Annotated in this window: 18 protein-coding genes and 1 other RNA gene; 9 read left to right on the top strand and 10 right to left on the bottom strand. The window is 68.2% G+C overall.

Annotation, left to right across the window (positions count from 1 at the left end):
• Position 1: 1 nt before the first annotated feature.
• The 6 genes from ACQHGV_RS09650 to ACQHGV_RS09625 form a co-directional block, all read right to left on the bottom strand.
• A complete protein-coding gene (locus tag ACQHGV_RS09650; protein WP_440978025.1) occupies positions 2-1,681 on the bottom strand; it encodes a DNA polymerase III subunit gamma/tau in 1,680 nt (559 codons plus the stop codon).
• A gap of 118 nt (positions 1,682-1,799) precedes the next feature.
• Positions 1,800-1,897: signal recognition particle sRNA small type (gene ffs, locus ACQHGV_RS09645), an RNA gene on the bottom strand.
• Positions 1,898-1,971: 74 nt separating this feature from the next.
• The gene (locus tag ACQHGV_RS09640) at positions 1,972-2,283 is read right to left on the bottom strand and encodes a hypothetical protein (protein ID WP_440978024.1); all 312 of its coding nucleotides are present in this window, start codon (positions 2,281-2,283) and stop codon (positions 1,972-1,974) included.
• Positions 2,284-2,380: 97 nt separating this feature from the next.
• The gene (locus ACQHGV_RS09635; RefSeq protein ID WP_440978023.1) at positions 2,381-2,686 is read right to left on the bottom strand and encodes a 2Fe-2S iron-sulfur cluster-binding protein; all 306 of its coding nucleotides are present in this window, start codon (positions 2,684-2,686) and stop codon (positions 2,381-2,383) included.
• On the bottom strand, positions 2,683-3,960 hold the full coding sequence (locus ACQHGV_RS09630; RefSeq protein WP_440978022.1) for a cysteine desulfurase family protein: 1,278 nt from the start codon (positions 3,958-3,960) through the stop codon (positions 2,683-2,685). The genes ACQHGV_RS09635 and ACQHGV_RS09630 overlap by 4 nt, the downstream gene beginning before the upstream one ends.
• The gene (locus ACQHGV_RS09625) at positions 3,957-5,024 is read right to left on the bottom strand and encodes a cysteine desulfurase family protein (protein ID WP_440980185.1); all 1,068 of its coding nucleotides are present in this window, start codon (positions 5,022-5,024) and stop codon (positions 3,957-3,959) included. The genes ACQHGV_RS09630 and ACQHGV_RS09625 overlap by 4 nt, the downstream gene beginning before the upstream one ends.
• Before the next feature lie 89 nt (positions 5,025-5,113).
• Between ACQHGV_RS09625 and ACQHGV_RS09620 the strand changes: the two genes are divergently transcribed.
• Positions 5,114-5,770 carry an alpha/beta hydrolase gene (locus ACQHGV_RS09620; protein WP_440978021.1) on the top strand — a complete coding sequence of 219 codons (657 nt, stop codon included), beginning with the start codon at positions 5,114-5,116 and terminating at the stop codon, positions 5,768-5,770.
• Positions 5,771-5,835: 65 nt separating this feature from the next.
• Here the strand turns inward: ACQHGV_RS09620 and ACQHGV_RS09615 are convergent, their stop codons facing one another.
• The 4 genes from ACQHGV_RS09615 to ACQHGV_RS09600 all read right to left on the bottom strand — a co-directional run bounded on the left by ACQHGV_RS09615 (position 5,836) and on the right by ACQHGV_RS09600 (position 9,727).
• Positions 5,836-6,531, bottom strand: a complete 696-nt coding sequence (locus ACQHGV_RS09615) for an aspartate/glutamate racemase family protein (RefSeq protein ID WP_440978020.1) — start codon at positions 6,529-6,531, stop codon at positions 5,836-5,838.
• A 49-nt stretch (positions 6,532-6,580) separates the two neighbouring features.
• Complete coding sequence (locus tag ACQHGV_RS09610) at positions 6,581-7,804, bottom strand: flavin monoamine oxidase family protein (protein ID WP_440978019.1); 1,224 nt, start codon at positions 7,802-7,804, stop codon at positions 6,581-6,583.
• Positions 7,805-7,806: 2 nt separating this feature from the next.
• Positions 7,807-8,712: an RNA polymerase sigma factor RpoH gene (gene rpoH / locus ACQHGV_RS09605; protein ID WP_007404166.1), complete on the bottom strand. Its 906-nt coding sequence runs from the start codon at positions 8,710-8,712 to the stop codon at positions 7,807-7,809.
• Between the two features lie 67 nt (positions 8,713-8,779).
• Complete coding sequence (locus ACQHGV_RS09600; protein ID WP_440978018.1) at positions 8,780-9,727, bottom strand: RluA family pseudouridine synthase; 948 nt, start codon at positions 9,725-9,727, stop codon at positions 8,780-8,782.
• A 17-nt stretch (positions 9,728-9,744) separates the two neighbouring features.
• Here ACQHGV_RS09600 and ACQHGV_RS09595 point away from each other — a divergent pair, with 17 nt between their 5' ends.
• The 8 genes from ACQHGV_RS09595 to ACQHGV_RS09560 all read left to right on the top strand — a co-directional run bounded on the left by ACQHGV_RS09595 (position 9,745) and on the right by ACQHGV_RS09560 (position 16,848).
• Positions 9,745-10,197 carry a M67 family metallopeptidase gene (locus ACQHGV_RS09595; protein ID WP_440978017.1) on the top strand — a complete coding sequence of 151 codons (453 nt, stop codon included), beginning with the start codon at positions 9,745-9,747 and terminating at the stop codon, positions 10,195-10,197.
• Entirely contained in the window at positions 10,194-10,838 is a 645-nt protein-coding gene (locus ACQHGV_RS09590) for a histidine phosphotransferase family protein (RefSeq protein ID WP_183952081.1), read from the top strand. The genes ACQHGV_RS09595 and ACQHGV_RS09590 overlap by 4 nt, the downstream gene beginning before the upstream one ends.
• 60 nt (positions 10,839-10,898) lie before the next feature.
• Positions 10,899-13,223: a chemotaxis protein CheW gene (locus ACQHGV_RS09585; RefSeq protein ID WP_440978016.1), complete on the top strand. Its 2,325-nt coding sequence runs from the start codon at positions 10,899-10,901 to the stop codon at positions 13,221-13,223.
• Entirely contained in the window at positions 13,223-13,651 is a 429-nt protein-coding gene (locus ACQHGV_RS09580) for a chemotaxis protein CheW (RefSeq protein ID WP_440978015.1), read from the top strand. Before ACQHGV_RS09585 ends, ACQHGV_RS09580 begins: the two co-directional genes overlap by 1 nt.
• An 82-nt stretch (positions 13,652-13,733) precedes the next feature.
• Positions 13,734-14,099 carry a response regulator gene (locus ACQHGV_RS09575; RefSeq protein WP_183952084.1) on the top strand — a complete coding sequence of 122 codons (366 nt, stop codon included), beginning with the start codon at positions 13,734-13,736 and terminating at the stop codon, positions 14,097-14,099.
• A 37-nt stretch (positions 14,100-14,136) separates the two neighbouring features.
• The gene (gene cheB / locus ACQHGV_RS09570) at positions 14,137-15,201 is read left to right on the top strand and encodes a chemotaxis-specific protein-glutamate methyltransferase CheB (protein ID WP_440978014.1); all 1,065 of its coding nucleotides are present in this window, start codon (positions 14,137-14,139) and stop codon (positions 15,199-15,201) included.
• Positions 15,201-16,088 (top strand): CheR family methyltransferase, encoded by an 888-nt coding sequence (locus tag ACQHGV_RS09565; RefSeq protein ID WP_440978013.1) that lies wholly within the window; start codon positions 15,201-15,203, stop codon positions 16,086-16,088. The genes cheB and ACQHGV_RS09565 overlap by 1 nt, the downstream gene beginning before the upstream one ends.
• A 70-nt stretch (positions 16,089-16,158) precedes the next feature.
• Positions 16,159-16,848, top strand: a complete 690-nt coding sequence (locus ACQHGV_RS09560) for an N-acetylmuramoyl-L-alanine amidase (protein ID WP_440978012.1) — start codon at positions 16,159-16,161, stop codon at positions 16,846-16,848.
• Positions 16,849-16,991: the final 143 nt, after the last annotated feature.

Here is a 16,991-nt window from a genome sequence, read left to right as displayed (position 1 = left end):
ATCATGCTCCGTTCACACTGCGTTTGCCGGGCCATTCCATCAATTCGGCCTCGGGGAAAGCCTCTCGCGCGGCGCGGACCATGTCCGATTCCCACGCGGCGGTCTTGATCGCTTCCTCGGCGGCGACCTGCTGCTCGTGCAGGGTCGGCTGGCCGGGGACGTCCTCCAGCGTGACGCGCCAGTTCTGGCCCGTCGCCGTCTTCAGCGCCGCGATCAGCTCGCTCAGCGTATCGGCCGCGATCGGGCGCGATCCGCTGAACACCATCTCCGGTGGGGTGTAACGCACGAGACGCGCGCCGTGACGCAAACGCGCCGCCAGCGCCAGCTGCCCCATATCGTCCAGCCGGTCGATCATCGCGACGAAGCTGTCGGGCAGCTTGGGCGGTTCGGGTTCGGCGGGTGGCGGGGGTGGGGCGAGCGCGACCGGTGCGGCGGCGGGCGCCGTCTGTTGCGTCACCGCCGGCGCGCTCGATGCCGCGACGCCACCGTCACGGATCTGCCGCGCCAGCTCGCCCGGATCGGGGAGCGTCGAGGCATGGATCGCCCGTAGCAGCGCCATCTCCGCGGCCTCGATGGGCAAAGCGGCGCGCGCGACTTCGTCATGCCCCTTCAGGAACAGCTGCCACAGCCGGTGCAGCGCGGGAAAGCTGAGGGCGCCCGCCCATTCCTCACGCGCGGCGCGCTCTTCCAGCGGTTGCGCGGCGTCGGGCGGCGTGCCGACCTTGGTCAGGGTGATGCCATGCACCGTCTCCAGCAGCGAACGCAGCACCGATTGCGGATCGACGCCATAATCATATTGCCGCCGCAGTGAGGCGAGTGCGCCTGCGCCGTCGCCATTCAGCACCAACCCGAGCAGGTCGCGAACCGCGCCACGATCCGACAGGCCCAGCATCTCGCGAACCGCCGTTGCGGTCACGCCTCCGCCCTCCAGATCGGCATGGGCGATCGCCTGGTCCAGGATCGACAGGCCATCGCGCGCCGAGCCTTCCGCCGCGCGCGCCACCAGCATCAGCGCCTCGTCCTCGGCCGCCACGCCTTCCTTGACGCAGATGTCGGCGAAATGCGCGGCCAGCTTGTCCGCCGTGATGCGCCGCAGGTCGAAACGTTGGCAGCGCGACAGGACGGTGATCGGAACCTTGTTCACTTCCGTAGTGGCGAACAGGAACTTCACATGCGCGGGCGGCTCCTCCAGCGTCTTCAACAGCGCGTTGAAGGCGTTCTTGGAGAGCATGTGGACTTCGTCGACGATATAGATCTTGAAGCGCGCCGAGACGGCGGCATAGCGCGACGCCTCGATGATCTCGCGCACGTCGTCGACGCCGGTATGGCTGGCGGCGTCCATCTCGATCACGTCGATATGGCGACCCTCTGCGATGGCGCGGCAGGGCTCGCATTGGCCGCAGGGCTGGATTGTCGGGCCGCCGTTACCGTCCGGGCCGACGCAGTTGAGCGCCTTGGCGATCAGCCGCGCGGTCGAGGTCTTGCCGACCCCGCGCACGCCGGTCATCAGGAACGCATGGGCCAGCCGGTCGCGCTTGATCGCATTGCCCAGCGTCTGGACCATGGCATCCTGCCCGATCAGCGCGTCAAAGGTCTGCGGCCGGTATTTGCGCGCGAGGACGCGGTAAGCCTCGGCCTTGGCAGGCTGGGGCGGTTCGCCCAGGTCGAACGAATCAGCCATGACGGGTCGGACAAGTCGGGGTGAGGGAAATCATCGCCGACCAACATAGGCGCTCGGGCGCGCGGCGTCATCAACGGATACGCCGATGGTCGATCGGGCATGGCGTTTACAATGTGCGGAGGGTGGGAGCCGGGACGACCCGCAGCGAAATCGTTACGGCTGCTTCCGTCAGGACCTGACCGGGTTGGCGACGACTACGTCCGCCCGACTCCCGGTCGCGCATATGGCGAAACGGGGCCGGGGGATCAAGTCCTTATCCCACGGCCCCGCGCGCGACGAAGATTTACGCCTTAGCGATAGGTGTTGAAGCAGCGGCGCACCGGACCGTTCCAGGTCCGCTCCCAGCGGCACACGACGCGCGGGCGGCTATAGCCACCGCGATGCCAGCGCGGGCCACGGTTCCAGCCCGGTCCGCGATCCCAGCGGGGGCCCCGATGCCAGCCGGGGCCACGATCCCAGCCCGGTCCGCGATGATGCCAGCCGGGACCGCGATCCCAACCCGGCCCGCGGCCCCAGCGGTCATGCGGCGCGGCGTCGGCCGGCGCGGCGGCGATACCCGTGACGGCGATCAGGCCGGCACCCAATACAGCAAGAAGTTTCATAACGCTTTACTCCCGGTCGTCTCGCCTGTCAGCGAGCATGGGGAGAGAATGGCGAATCGGCGATGATTGCGTGCTGAACCAGTTCGTTATCCCAGGTTCAGGGAATGCGGACGCTACACCCCGCCATGTCGGGCGTCAGTATGATCTGGCAGGCCAGCCGGCTGGTGCGGGTGGCGTCGGGCACCAGGTCGAGCATGTCTTCCTCCTCGGCGGCGGGGGCGGGCAAACGGTCGAGATAGGCGGGGTCGATCAGGACATGGCAGGTCGCACAGGCCATCTGCCCGCCGCATGTGCCCTCCAGCGGTTGCCCCGCACGCTGGCCGGCGCGGAGCAGGGTTTCGCCGGGCATGGCCTCGGCGGGGATGGCGTGACCGTCGCGGGCGATGAAGGTCAGCGCGATCATGGCCGCTGCGCCCTGGCGGCGGTGACCAGTTGGTCGATGGCCTGGATCAATTCCTCCTCGCTGGTGTAGCGGCCGAAGCCGATGCGGATCGATGATTTCGCCTGGGGCACCGACAGGCCGAGTGCGGTCAGCACATGGCTGGTCCGCCCCGATCCGCTGGCACAGGCGCTGCCGGCCGAAAAGGCGATGTCGCGGCAATCGGACATCAGCCGTGCGACATCCAGCCCGTCGCGGCGGACATTGAGATTGCCGTGATAGCGCTGCGCCACCGATCCGTTGATCGTCCAGCCTGTACCCAGCCGCTCGACCGCCAGTGTCCAGAGCCGCTCGACATGGGTGGCATCCTCTTCGGTCCGCATCGCCATCAGCCGTGCCGCCGCGCCGAACCCGGCACAAAGCGCAGGGCTGAGGGTGCCCGAGCGGCCGCCCTCCTGATCGCCGCCGTGCAGCAGCGGGGGGAGGGTAATGCCGTCGCGTATCCAGAGCGCGCCGATCCCCTTGGGACCGTGGATCTTGTGAGCGGAGATCGCGACCATGTCGACTGACGTGGGAATGGCGATCCGGCCATAGCCCTGTACCGCGTCGCACAGCATCAGCGCGCCTGCTTGATGGGCTTGCTCGGCCACCGCGTCGATCGGCTGGACGGTACCGATCTCGTTGTTGACCAGCATCGCGGCGACCAGGCCGGTGCCGTGGGGCAGGGCCTGCGTAGCAGGATGCGAACCAGAATCACCCCTTCCCTTCAGGAGTGGCAGGTCGGTCATACCCCCGGCATGACCTAAACGATGCGGGGCATCGTTTACGTGCCACTGGGTCGGGGGTGGGGCGCTTCCACCGGCGTATGGCCCGTGGTGAGGCCCCACCCCAACCCCTCCCCTGAAGGGGAGGGGCTCGCGCTGATCCGAGTCGATGTAATCGGAGCCTGTTGCGACCAGCCCCTTGCCGTCGACCGGCAAGACGGTCAGCGGCCGCCCCGTCGCGGCGGCACTATCGAGCACGGCAGCATGTTCGATCGCGGTGGTGACGATCCCGCCATTTGCGCCCTTGATCGCCCAGTTCAGCGCCTCGGTCGCGCCGCTGGTGAACACCAGCCGCCCCCCCGGGGGCAGCAGCGCCGCGACCTGATCGCGCGCAACTTCCACGGCGGCACGCGCCTGTCGCCCGGCGCGGTGGGGTGAGTGCGGATTGGCATGGCCCTGCTCCAGCCAGGGGAGCATCGCCTTCAGCGCTTCGGGCGCGAGCGGGGTCGTCGCCTGATAGTCGAGATAGATCACAGGACGCGCTTCCCCCGTGCGATCGCGCGCCAGGCGCTGACGAAGCGGTCGACATCCTCGCGCGTCGTCGTGCGGCCGAAGCTGACCCGCACGACCTCGCGCCCCGCGTCCACATCCCAGCCGAGCGCGGCGAGGACATGACTCGGTTTCAGGCTGCCGCTGGCGCAGGCGCTGCCCGCCGAGACCGAGATTTGCGCGAGGTCGAACTGGATCAACTGCGCCGCCGATGGCTTGCCGGGCATGTGATAGCTGGCGATGGCCGGATGACGGCGGCTGGCGTCCGCGACGACGATCCCGCCGGAGCGACGGATCGCATCGTCCAGATGCGCGCGAAGTTCCGCATGGTCCGGCTCCGCTTCCGCCAGCGCGGCGGCATAGCCCAGCACGCCCGGCATATTCTCGGTGCCGGGGCGATAACCGCGCTCCTGCCCGCCGGTCGGTGCCAGCAACGCCAGGTCGCGGACCAGCAATGCGCCGATCCCCGGCGGGCCGCCGCGCTTGTGCGCCGACAACGCGACGAGGTCGGCATGCTCGATCACCTCCGGGTCCGCGCCGGGGGGCATCTGCGCGGCGTCGAGCAGCAGGATATGGCCGGCGGCATGGATCGCCTCGGCCAGTTGCGCGATCGGCTGACGCACGCCCGTCTCGCTATTGGCCCATTGCACCGTCACGACCGCGCGCGGGCCGCTCAGGTCGGGGAGGCGCAGCACGCCGTCGGGCCCGACCGGCATGACGATCGCCTCCGGCGCGGCACGCAACACCGCATCATGGTCGATCGCCCCGACGAAGCGCTGCTCCGCCATGGCTCGGGTCAATGCGATCGACAGCGATTCGCTCGCACCACTGGTGAACAATATCTCGTGCTTCCAGCCCAGCGCGCGGGCGACGGCGGCGCGGGCATCCTCCAGCGCGCGCTTGGCGGCGCGCCCCTCGGCATGGGGGGAGGAGGGGTTGGCCCAGATCGCGCACCCCTCCGCCAGCGCGGCACGCGCCGCCTCGGTCATCGGGGTGGTGGCGGCATGGTCGAGATATAGGCGAGGCAGGGCTTGTTCCGTCTTTGAAATGATCGAACAATTGCGAAAATGGCGTGTCGGCCTATATAGCGCAACGTTCCCGGCGCTCCACCAGCGCGCATCCAGATCGGCGAGTTTTGATGCCCGAAGTCATTTTCCCCGGCCCCGAAGGCCGCCTCGAAGGCCGTTTCGCTCCCGCTCCGCGTACGCGTGCGCCCGTCGCCATGATCCTGCATCCGCACCCCAATGCGGGCGGCACGATGAACAACCGGATCGTGCAGGAACTCTACAAGACCTTCCAGCGGCGCGGCTTCGCGACCCTGCGCTTCAACTTCCGCGGCGTGGGCAAGAGCCAGGGCGTGTTCGACAACGGCATCGGTGAACTGTCCGACGCCGCCTCGGCGCTCGACTGGGTGCAGAGCTTCCACCCCGAAGCCTCGACCACCTGGATCGCGGGCGTCAGCTTCGGCGCTTGGATCGGCATGCAGTTGCTGATGCGCCGCCCCGAAATCCGCGGCTTCATCTCGGTCGCGCCGCCCGCCAACATGTATGACTTCACCTTCCTGGCGCCGTGCCCCTCCTCGGGCATCATCATCCAGGGCGAGGCCGATGAGGTCGCGACCCCGGCGGCGACCCAGAAGCTGGTCGACAAGCTGCGCACTCAGAAGCACATCACCATCCATCACGATACGATTCCGAAGGCCAACCACTTCTTCGAGCATGAAATGCCCGAGCTGATGGGATCGGTGGACCGCTATCTGGACATGCGACTGGACCCGAACTCGCCGATCCGGTGAGTTGATCGGCTTGCGGAATGGAAAAGGGCCTCGGTGAAAACCGGGGCCTTTTTTATGTGGGGCGATCAGTCGGCCAATGCCATATCGATGGCTGCCTGGGCATGTAGCGCGGTCGTATCGAAAATTGGCACCGGGCTGTCGTCGGGACCGATGAGCAGCATGATCTCGGTGCACCCCAGGATGATTGCTTCGGCACCCTCTTCGACTAGGCGCCGGATGATAGCGCGATAGGCGTCGCGGGACGACGCCAGCACCTGGCCCGCGACCAACTCGTCATAGATCACCTGATGCACCGTCGCGCGGTCGACGGCATCGGGAATCACGACGTTCAGCCCATGGCGATCTGCCAGTCGCCCCTTGTAGAAGTCCTGTTCCATCGTGAAGGCCGTGCCCAGCAGCCCCACCGTGCGCAGGCCCGCCGCCTTGATCCGTTCTGCCGTCGGATCGGCGATGTGCAGCAATGGGATGCCCGTCGTCGCCTCCACGGCGGGGGCGGTTCGGTGCATGGTATTGGTGCAGATCACCAAGAAATCCGCGCCAGCGGCCTCCAGTTTTTGCCCGGCGTCGGTCATGCGGGCGGTCAGGCTGGCCCAGTCGCCCTTGTGCTGAAGCGCTTCGATGTCGGCGAAGTTGAAGGACCAGAGAAGGCACGATGCCGATGCCGTGGGACTCAGCCGTTCGCGAACCCCCTGATTGATGAGGCGATAATATTCGGCTGAGCTTTCCCAGCTCATCCCGCCTATCAATCCTATCGTCCGCATCTGCTCACCCCCATGGCTGTCATGGGCAAGATAGAGGGATGGACCGAACTCACAAGGCGGAGCGAACGATCTGGTTCGCCGCCGCCACGCCCGTCGCATGAGCCCCATGCGCGGTCGAAAAATCCTCGCGCGAGCAGGCCTCGCCCGCGAACAGGATTCGATTTTCGACGGGCTCGGCTAATGTCTGGCGGGCGCCAGCGTGGCCGACCGTCGCGTGACTGTAGCTGCCGCCGATCAGCGGCACATGCCGCCAGCGGGTCGCGTCCAGCGGGGTGAACCGCCGCCGCCAGTCGCTCCCCAGCAACGCCACCAGTTCGTTGATGGCGAAGGCCGCCGCCGCGCCGTCTTCCTCCAGCATTTCGGCGCAGGGGCCGCCGAAGAAGCTTTCGACGATCGGCCAGTCGAAGGGGGAGAGGCGGTGGCTGGCGGTGCAGGCGCTATGCGGATTGCCGGTCAGATGCGCATGAGCGGGCCAGGGCAGGGGTCCCTCGACCGACAGGAAGACCTTGTCGGCGATGCCCAGCGGCAGGTTGGCGGCGGCGTCCTGCTTGGCGGGGAGTGGTGGGTCGAAGGTCAGTTTGCCCTCCGCTAGCACCGTGGTGGGGACGGCGACGATGACGTGATCCGCCTCGATCGTACCTACCGAGGTGTCGATGCGGATCGTCCGGCCGCGATGGTCGATGCGCGTCGCGGTGACGCCGGTACGGATGGACAGCCCGGCGGCGTGATGCGTGACGACGGTGCCATAGCCCTCGACCACCGCCCAATTATCGTCGGTGGCGGCATTCTCATAGGCTGCCCAGTCGTGCAGCGACACTTCGGCCAGCGACGCGCCATTGGCATAGCCCGAGATCGCGTCGATCATCGGCCGCCACGGATCGTGCCTGTCGACAAAGTCCGACAGCGGCCGATCCGGCCCGTCGAGCGCGGCCATCGCGGCCTCCTCGAACCGGGCATAGGCCTCGCCCGAGGCGCGCTTTTCGTCAGGGGAAAAGCCCAGGTCGTTCCACTGGACCTGCCAGTTGGGCGAGCGGCGATCGACCGTGAAGCCCGCCTGTTCGGCAATGGCGGTCCAAGGGTTGCGCCCAGCCGAATGGAGCCAGCCACAACCATGATCGACGACATGGCCGGTCGGCAAGCGGACGCTATGCGCCCGCCCGCCCAGCCGGTCCGCTGCCTCGATCAGCAGGACCTCGCGCCCCGCATCGTGCAGCGTCCGCGCCGCCGCGATTCCGGCCGCGCCGCCGCCGATGACGACGGTACGGCCGATCATGCTCAAGCGGCCGCCAGCAGCCGCTTTTCACCGGCGATGCGCATCATCGCCTTTTGCAGCTTCTCGAACGCGCGGACCTCGATCTGGCGGACGCGCTCGCGGCTGACGCCATAGACCTGGCTCAGCTCCTCGAGGGTCTTGGGATCGTCGGTCAGGCGACGTTCGGTCAGTATGTGCTTCTCGCGGTCGTTCAGGTCGTCCATCGCGCTGACCAGCATGTCGTGGCGGACATCCGCCTCCTGCTGCTCGGCCACGACCGAGTCCTGCAAGGGCGCGTCATCGGCCAGCCAGTCCTGCCACTGGCCCTCGCCATCCTCGCGCATCGAGACGTTGAGCGACGTATCGCCCCCCATCGCCATGCGGCGGTTCATGCTGATGACCTCGTCCTCGTTGACGCCCAGATCGGTGGCGATCTTGGTCACGTCCTCGGGGCGCAGGTCGCCATCCTCGAACGCGTCGAGCTTCGACTTCATCCGGCGCAGGTTGAAGAACAGCTTCTTCTGCGCCGCGGTGGTGCCCATCTTCACCAGGCTCCACGAGCGCAGGATATATTCCTGGATCGAGGCCCTGATCCACCACATCGCATAGGTGGCGAGGCGGAAGCCGCGATCGGGCTCGAACTTCTTCACGCCCTGCATCAGGCCGATATTGCCCTCTGAGATCAGTTCGGAGGTGGGCAGGCCATAGCCGCGATAACCCATCGCGATCTTCGCCACGAGACGCAGGTGCGAGGTGACGAGCTGCGCCGCCGCCTCCGGGTCGCCATGCTCCTGAAAGCGCTTGGCGAGCATATATTCCTGCTCCGGGGCAAGGATCGGGAATTTCTTGATCTCGGCGAGATAGCGGTTGAGCGACTGCTCCCCGCCCAGTGCAGGAATCGTCGCCGGGACGTTGCTGCCTTTTGCCATGATCCTTATCTCCCTTTCTGGAGCGTCATTCCGTCCGTCCCGTCGCCGGGCGCGAGGCGGTCTTCTGCTATACGTGAAGCCGGCTGAACAGTTCCTGCATGTCGGGCGGCATTGGGCTCTCAAACGCCAAAGCGTTACCACTTATGGGATGAATAAAGCCCAGATGCGCCGCGTGCAGGGCTTGGCGCCGGAAATCGAGTTCATCGAGCAGGGCTTTTTGAGCACCCTTTGTTCTACCATAGACGGGATCGCCCAGCAAGGCGTGACCCAGCGACTGCATATGGACGCGCACCTGATGCGTGCGGCCCGTCTCCAGCCGGCATTCGACCAGCGCGGCGTTGTTCAGCTTTTCGATGGTGCGGTAATGCGTCACGGCGCGCTTGCCGCCCTGCACGATCGCCACTTTCTTGCGGTTCTGCGGACTGCGCGCGAGGGGGGCATCGACCGAGCCATCGGCGGGACGGGGGATGCCCCCGGTGATCGCGCGGTAGCGGCGGTCGATCGAGTGCGCCGCGAACTGCTTGGCCAGCCCCTCATGCGTGCGGTCGGTCTTGGCCGCGACCATCAGGCCGGAGGTATCCTTGTCGATCCGGTGGACGATGCCGGGCCGCGCGACGCCGCCGATACCCGACAGCGATCCGCCGCAATGATGCAGCAACGCATTGACCAGCGTGCCGTCCAGATTGCCCGCGGCGGGATGCACGACCAGCCCGGCGGGCTTGTTGATCACGATCAGATGCTCGTCTTCATAGGCGATGACGAGCGGAATATCCTGCGCCTCGTTATGCGCCGGTGTCGGGGCGGGGACCGCGACCTGGAACAGATCGCCCGCCGCCGCGCGCTTGGCGGGGTCGCGCGCCATCACGCCGTCGCGCGTCACCGCGCCGCTGGCGATCAACACCTTCAGCCGCTCGCGCGATAACGTCGGCACCGCATCGGCCAGCGCACGGTCCAACCGCCAGCCATCCGCTGTGGGCGCGATCCGCGCATCGATGATGGAAACCCCCCGGTCCATGGCTTAGTAAATTGGGCATGACCGTAACGATTTCAAGCGAGGCGCTCGACTTCCTGTTGATAACCGCCGCCGCGTCGCCCGACCGCGAGGTGTGCGGGCTGTTGCTGGGTGAGGAGAACCGCATCGTCGCGGTCGTGCCCTGCGCTAATGTTTCGCCCGAACCCTGGCACCGGTTCGAGATCGATCCGGCCGCGCTGATCGCCGCGCACCGGTCCGCGCGCGGCGGCGGACCGGCGGTGATCGGCCACTATCATTCGCACCCGAACGGGCTCGCCGCGCCGTCGCCGCACGACGCCGCCGATGCCGCCCCCGATGGCACGATCTGGCTGATCATCGGCGGCGGGGCGGTCACCGCCTGGCGTGCCGTCGCGGCGGGCCGACGCCATGGCCGGTTCGATCCGCTCACGCTTGCTTGCGCCGACGGCCCGCCCACGTCAAAAAGGGAAACTTCGTCAAGGGATTTTGCATGACCGTCAGCCCGGTGGATTTCGCGAGCCTGCTCTGTTCGCGACTGTGCCACGATCTTCTGTCGCCGGTGGGGGCGCTCAACAACGGGCTGGAATTGCTCGCCGACGAAACCGATCCGGCGATGCGCGCGCGGTGCATGGAATTGCTGGCCGACAGCGCGCGCGCATCAGCCAACAAGCTGAAATTCTTCCGCCTGGCCTTTGGCGCTGGCGGCGGCTTCAGCGAGCGGGTCGACATGGCCGAGGCGAAGGCGGCGATCGAGGGGCTGCTGGTCGACAATCGCCGCACCACGCTGGGCTGGCTGGTCGAGGCGCCGTCGCTGCCCAAGCCGGCGGTGCGCATCCTGGTCAATCTGGCGTTGATCGCGGTCGAGGCGCTGGCGCGCGGCGGCACGATCGACATCGGTGCCGAGGCGGGGCGCGAGGCGATCGAGATCGCGATCCGGCTGGAGGGGCCGCGCATCCTGCTCGACCCCGAAATCCGCCGCACCCTGATGGAGGGGCAGGGGATCGAGCCGCTCGGCTCGCGCACCGCACCCGCCTTCCTGATCCACACGCTGACGGTCGAGCATGGCGGCATGACCCTGGTCACCGAGCCCGCGCCCAATACCATGATCCTGGGGGCCGCGATCCGGGCTGGGTAAACGCCCTTTTAATCTTGTGGCGGCAAGACGGGGTCCGAAATCTCGGTGTCCCGGGGAAATATGGACGACCTGCTGCAGGAATTCATTGCCGAAACCCGCGAGACGCTGGACGCGCTGTCCGGCGAGATCGTCGCGTGGGAAGCGGACCCTGCCGATCGCGGGCGGCTCGATGCGATCTTCCGCTTCGTCCATACGGTGAAGGGCAGCTGCGGCTTTCTCGACCTGCCGCGCCTTTCGCGGCTCAGCCATGCCGCCGAGGATGCGCTGGCGGCGGTGCGCGACGGCGGCCGAGTGCCCGACACGGCGCTGGTCAACGGCGTGCTGGCGATCGTCGACCGGATCGGCGCGGTGGTCGAGGCGATCGCGGCGGGGGTGCCGCTCGATGATTCGGACGACGAGGCGCTGATCGCCGCCCTTTCGCAGGTCGAGATGCCGATCGCCGCGCCCAGCCCGCGCCGGGTGATGACGGCGGCCCGCGCCGCGCCGCGCAGCATCCGCCTGAACGTCGATCTGCTCGACCGGATGATGAGCGGCATGTCCGACATGGTGTTGGCGCGCAACGAACTGGCCCGGCGGTTGCGCGACGACGTGCTCGACCCACGTGTCGAGGCGGCGCTCGACCGGCTGTCGCTGACCGTCGCCGATATGCGCGATACGGTGACGCGCACCCGGATGCAGAAGGTCGACGCGCTGTTCGCCGCGCTTCCCCGCATGGTGCGCGACACGGCGGCGGAGCTGGGCAAGGCGGTCAATCTGCGCATCGAGGGGTCGGACGTCGATCTGGACCGCGAGATGATCGAGATGATGCGCGACCCGCTGGTCCACATCATCCGCAACGCGATCGACCACGGGATCGAGTCACCCGCCGAGCGCCGGCGGTGCGGCAAGCCGCCCACCGGCCAGATCTGCGTGACGGCGCGCCAGTCGGGCAACCAGATCCTGATCGAGATCGAGGATGACGGCGCCGGCATCGACGTCGGCCGCATCGCCGCCAAGGCGGTGGCGAGCGATCTGCACAGCGCCGGCCAGGTCGCCGCGATGAGCGCGGCGGACCGGCTGAACCTGGTGTTCGCGCCTGGCCTGTCGAGCCGCGACACCGTGTCCACCCTGTCGGGACGCGGCGTCGGCATGGACGTGGTGCGCGCCAATATCGAGCATGTCGGCGGCCGCATCGCGCTGGACAACCGGCCGGGGCGCGGGCTGGCCATCACCATCCAGGTGCCGCTGACCCTGTCGATCATGTCGACCATCGTCGTCGCGGTCGGTCGGCAACGTTTCGCGCTGGCTCGCCAGTCGATCGAGGAGATCGTCCGCGTGCGCGGCGACCAGGTGCGGATCGATCCCGTCGGCCCGGTCCAGATCGCGACCGTGCGCGGGCGGCGGCTGCCCATGCTGCCGCTGGGGACCTTCCTGCGCATGGGGGACGACGCGCCCACGACGCTGGTCATCGTCGCGACCCGCGACGGCGACTATGCGCTGGGCGTCGACGATGTGCTGGATACCGAGGAGGTGGTGGTCAAGCCCGCCGCGCCGGCGGTGATGGCGACCGGCCTTTATGCCGGACAGACTTTGCCCGACAGCGGGCTGCCGATGCTGCTGCTGGACGGCAGCGGACTTGCCCAGGCGGCGGGGCTGCGCTTCGATCGCGGCGCGGATGTCGCGGCGGCGGCGGAGGTCCAGCGGGCGACCCCGGCCCTGCTGTTCGACGATCTCGACGGATCGCGCCGGGCCATTCCGCTGGGAGCGATCGACCGGGTCGAGAAGGTCGCACCCGGCGCCATCCACCGGTCGGGCGGGCAGCTCCGCCTGATTGTCGGCGAGACGACGATGCCGCTCCACGCCGTCAGCCACGAGGCGCTGGCGAGCGCGGCCGGGGACGCGACCGTCGAGGTGTTGCGCCTGACCGATGGCGAGGCCGAATGCGCCTATGCGATGGCCGGCGCGATCGAGATCATTCCGCTGCCCGCCGATGTCGCGCCCGCCGCCGGTGGCGGTGCGATCCTGGGCGTGACCGTGTGGGAGGGGCAGGCGATCGAGATCATCGATCCGCTGGCGCTGTTCATGGCCACCACGCCGGCCCAGTCCGAAGGCGCGGCGCCGCTCTGCCTGCTCGACGGGGCGGGTGCCGAGTGGATGGACCGGTTCCTGCGTCCCGCGCTGGAGGCACATGGCTATCGCTGCGCGTTGCGTCTGCCCGATGGCGAGGCGGCCGATGTCCGGCTGGTCATGGACGACGACGCCTCCACCACGACGCTGGTCAGCGCGCCGGTCGTCCGGTTGCGACGTGACCGTGACGGGCCGGCCGATCCCGACAGCATCTATCGCTATGACCGGTCCGCGCTGATCGCCGCCTTGGCCGGCCATGCCCGCCGGGGAGGCCGCTGATGCCCTTGTTCCTGATCGCCCGCATCGCCGGGCAGGGTGTGGTGTTCGACGCCGATCAGGTCGACGCCGTGGTCGATATCGGCGAGGTGGTCGACGTGCCGCGCGCCGATCCGTCGATCCGGGGCCTGGCGGCGCTGCGCAGCCGGGTGGTGACGGTGGTCGACACCCGGCTGGCGCTGGGGCTGGAGCCGGTGGCGGATCATGTCCGGCGCGCGGTCATCACCCGGCAAGACGGTCATTATTACGCGATGCTGGTGGACGAACTCGACGATATCGAAACCTTCGAGACCAGCCCGATGCCGCACACGCCACCCGCGCATGGCCGCTGGGGCCGGGCGGCTGATGGCATCGTGGTGCGCGACGGCGAGCCCTTGCTGATCCTCGATCTGGCGCGACTGGTGCCGCAGGGAAGCGCGCTGGTGTGCTGACCGATTAACCCGGTCCTTACTTTCGCCCGGCTAAAATGCCGCAAGGTCCCGGCGGGATCGGTTGCAGTAGAAGGCGTGCCGCATGAAAACCTGTCTGGTCGTGGACGATTCCAAGGTGATCCGGAAAGTCGCGCGCCATATCCTCGAGACGCTCGACCTGGAGGTCCGCGAGGCGGGGGACGGTCGCGAGGCGCTGGAGGCCTGTCTCGAATCGGTGCCCGACGTGGTTCTGCTCGACTGGAACATGCCGGTGATGAGCGGGATGGATTTCCTGCGGGCGCTGCGCGAGGCCCGGATCGAGCCGCGTCCGCGCATCGTCTTCTGCACCACCGAAAACGGCATGGCGCATATCCGCGCGGCGATCGATGCGGGCGCGGACGAATATATCATGAAGCCGTTCGACCGCGAGACGCTGGAAAGCAAGCTTCAGCTCGTCGGCATGATCTGACGTCGACGCCCGGACTTTTGCGCGGAGCCGCCCTCGCATGGCCTCTTCCCCCTATCCCAGACCCGCGATGCCGGATGCCGGCACCCGCATCCTGATCGTCGACGATTCGGCGGTGGCGCGCGCGCTGATTGCGCGACAGATCGAACCCCTGGCGCGCTTCGCGGTCGTCGGCGCGGTCACCCATGTCGATGCCGCGCTGGCCTTTCTGGCGGAGCATGACGTCGACATCATCCTGCTCGACGTCGCGATGCCCGGCATCGACGGCATCACCGCGCTGCCCAGGCTGCTCGCCGCCGGGCGGGGCGCGCGGATCATCATCGTCTCGTCCTCGACCCCCGATGGTGGCGCGGCGACGGTCCAGGCACTGGCGCACGGCGCGGCCGACACGCTGGTGAAGCCCCAGCCGAAAGGGCTGTCCGAATTCGGCGAGGCCCTGCGCCAGAAGCTCGACGCGCTGGCGGTGCCGAACGGCGTGACGACCCTTGCCCGCGCACCCGTCGCGCCCCTGCCGGCGACGCGCGGCGCCTTGCCCGACATCATCGGGATCGGCGCGTCGACGGGCGGCATCCATGCGCTCGCCAAGCTGCTCGCGCCCTTGCCAGCGACGATGACGGTGCCGATCGTCGTGACCCAGCATCTGCCCGCGTCGTTCATGTCCTATTTCGCCGCGCAGTTGGCCGCGGTCGCGCGCCGGCCCTGCGACGTCGCCCAGGATCGCCAGCGGCTGCGTCCCGGGCGCATCGTCGTGGCCCCCGGCGACGCGCACATGACCTTCGCCGCCTTGCCCGATGGCGGTGCGGCGATCCGCCTGCAATGCGGACGCGCGCGCAGCGGATGCCTGCCCTCGGTCGATCCGATGTTCGCCGCCATGGCGCGCGTCTGGGGCCGGCGCGCGCTCGGCATCGTGCTGACCGGCATGGGCCGCGACGGGCTGGAGGGGGCGGAGACGCTGAAGGCGGCAGGGGGGACGATCATCGCACAGGACGAGGCGAGTTCGGTCGTCTGGGGCATGCCGGGCGTGATCGTCGGCCATGACCTGGCCGACATGGTGCTGCCGCCCGAAGCCATCGGCGCGATGCTGGCGCAGGCGGTGCAGCAGTGATGGCGTCCGGCCTGCGATCGGTCCCGCCCAAGGCGATCGCCCCGCCGGCCCCGCCCATGGCATCGATCCAGGCGCTCAATGTGCTCGCCGCCCTGCTGGAGGCGCGGACCGGGCAACAGATCGTCCGCCATCGCTCGACTCGCGTCGACACCGTCCTGTTGCCGCTGATGCGCGAGCGGCGGCTGGACACGCTCGACCAGCTCGTCATCGCAATCCTCGACGGCAGCGATCCGTCGCTGGCGGGGCGGGTGGTCGATGCGCTCGTCAATTGCGAGACCTCCTTCTTCCGCGATCCGCATGTCTTCGATACGATCGTCGAGACGATCGCCGCCGTCGAAAAGACGGGCCGCCGCGCCCGCATCTGGAGCGTCGGCTGTTCGACGGGGCAGGAACCGCTGTCGATCGCCATGGCCTTTGCCGAACGGCACGAACGCATCGGCACGCCCATCCCCGAGATCGTGGCGACCGACGTGTCCGAGGCCGCGCTGGCCCGGGCGCGGGCGGGCAGCTACACCCAGTTCGAGGTGCAGCGCGGGCTGCCCATCCGCCATCTGGTCCGCTGGTTCGAGGGGCGCGCGGACAATGAATGGATCGTCCGGCCCGAACTGCTGCGCCACATCGCCTTTCGCCAGATGAACCTGGTGTCCGACCCGCCGCCCGGCGGCGGCTTCGACCTGGTACTGTGCCGCAACGTCATGCTCTATTTCGCGGCAGACCCCAAGCAGCGCGCCTTCCAGACCCTGGCCTCGGCAATGCGGCCTTCCGGCGGGCTGATCCTGGGCGCGGGCGAGACGGTGATCGGGCAGACCGACCTGTTCCGGCTGAACCCCGGCGGGCGTGGGCTATACGAAAAGATCGATGGGGACACCGTGCCGCGCCCGGCATGATCGGCATATCCATCGGCGATCGATGCCGCTAGACGGGACCCAAGCGGACCGGGGCCGTTCAGGAGGTTGCATGACGATCGTCGACACGCCGTCGCCCAATTTCGACGAGCGGAGTTTGCCCATATCGATGATCGTCCTGCACTATACGGGCATGCAGGATGCGGAATCGGCGATCGCGCGGCTGCGTGATCCGGAGGCCAAGGTGTCCTGTCATTATCTGGTCGCGGAGGATGGCACCGTGCTGCGCATGGTCGCCGAGGAGAACCGCGCCTGGCACGCGGGCAAGTCGCACTGGCGCGCGATCGAGGACGTCAATTCGGCCAGTATCGGCATCGAGATCGTCAATCCCGGCCATGACTGGGGCTATCGCCCGTTCCCCGACGAACAGATCGCCGCCGTCATGGAACTGGTCGCCGACATCCAGAAGCGCCACGGCATCACGCGCGGCAATATCGTCGGCCATTCCGACATCGCGCCGGCGCGCAAGCGCGATCCGGGCGAGCTGTTCCCCTGGGGGACGCTCGCCCGGCGGCGGCTGGCGCTGCCGCGTCCGACCAAGAACCTGATGGACCCGATGTGGACCGAGGCGGGCTTCTGCCTGGCGCTGGAGCGGTTCGGCTATGACGTGACCGACCGGATGGCGGCGATCATGGCGTTCCAGCGGCGCTTTCGCCCCGAACTGATCGATGGCGAGATCGACGCGGAATGCCGGATGATCCTCCTGGCGCTGCTTCTGCCGCGTCCGCAGGGGGATGATTGAGGGGGGCGGGGCGTGGGCTTCGATTGCGCTCAGCCTGAACGGCTGTTGGGGTAAGGCCCCATTCCACCCTCCGTTCAGGCTGAGCGCAATCGAAGCCCACGCGGAACCGGCATTGCAAGTCCCTCATCTTGGGCACGGTCCCG

Source organism: Sphingomonas pseudosanguinis, assembly GCF_052056765.1.
GTDB lineage: Bacteria > Pseudomonadota > Alphaproteobacteria > Sphingomonadales > Sphingomonadaceae > Sphingomonas > Sphingomonas pseudosanguinis.
The sequence above is the reverse complement of the archived record's forward strand: the minus strand, read 5'-3'. Positions and strand labels throughout refer to the sequence as shown.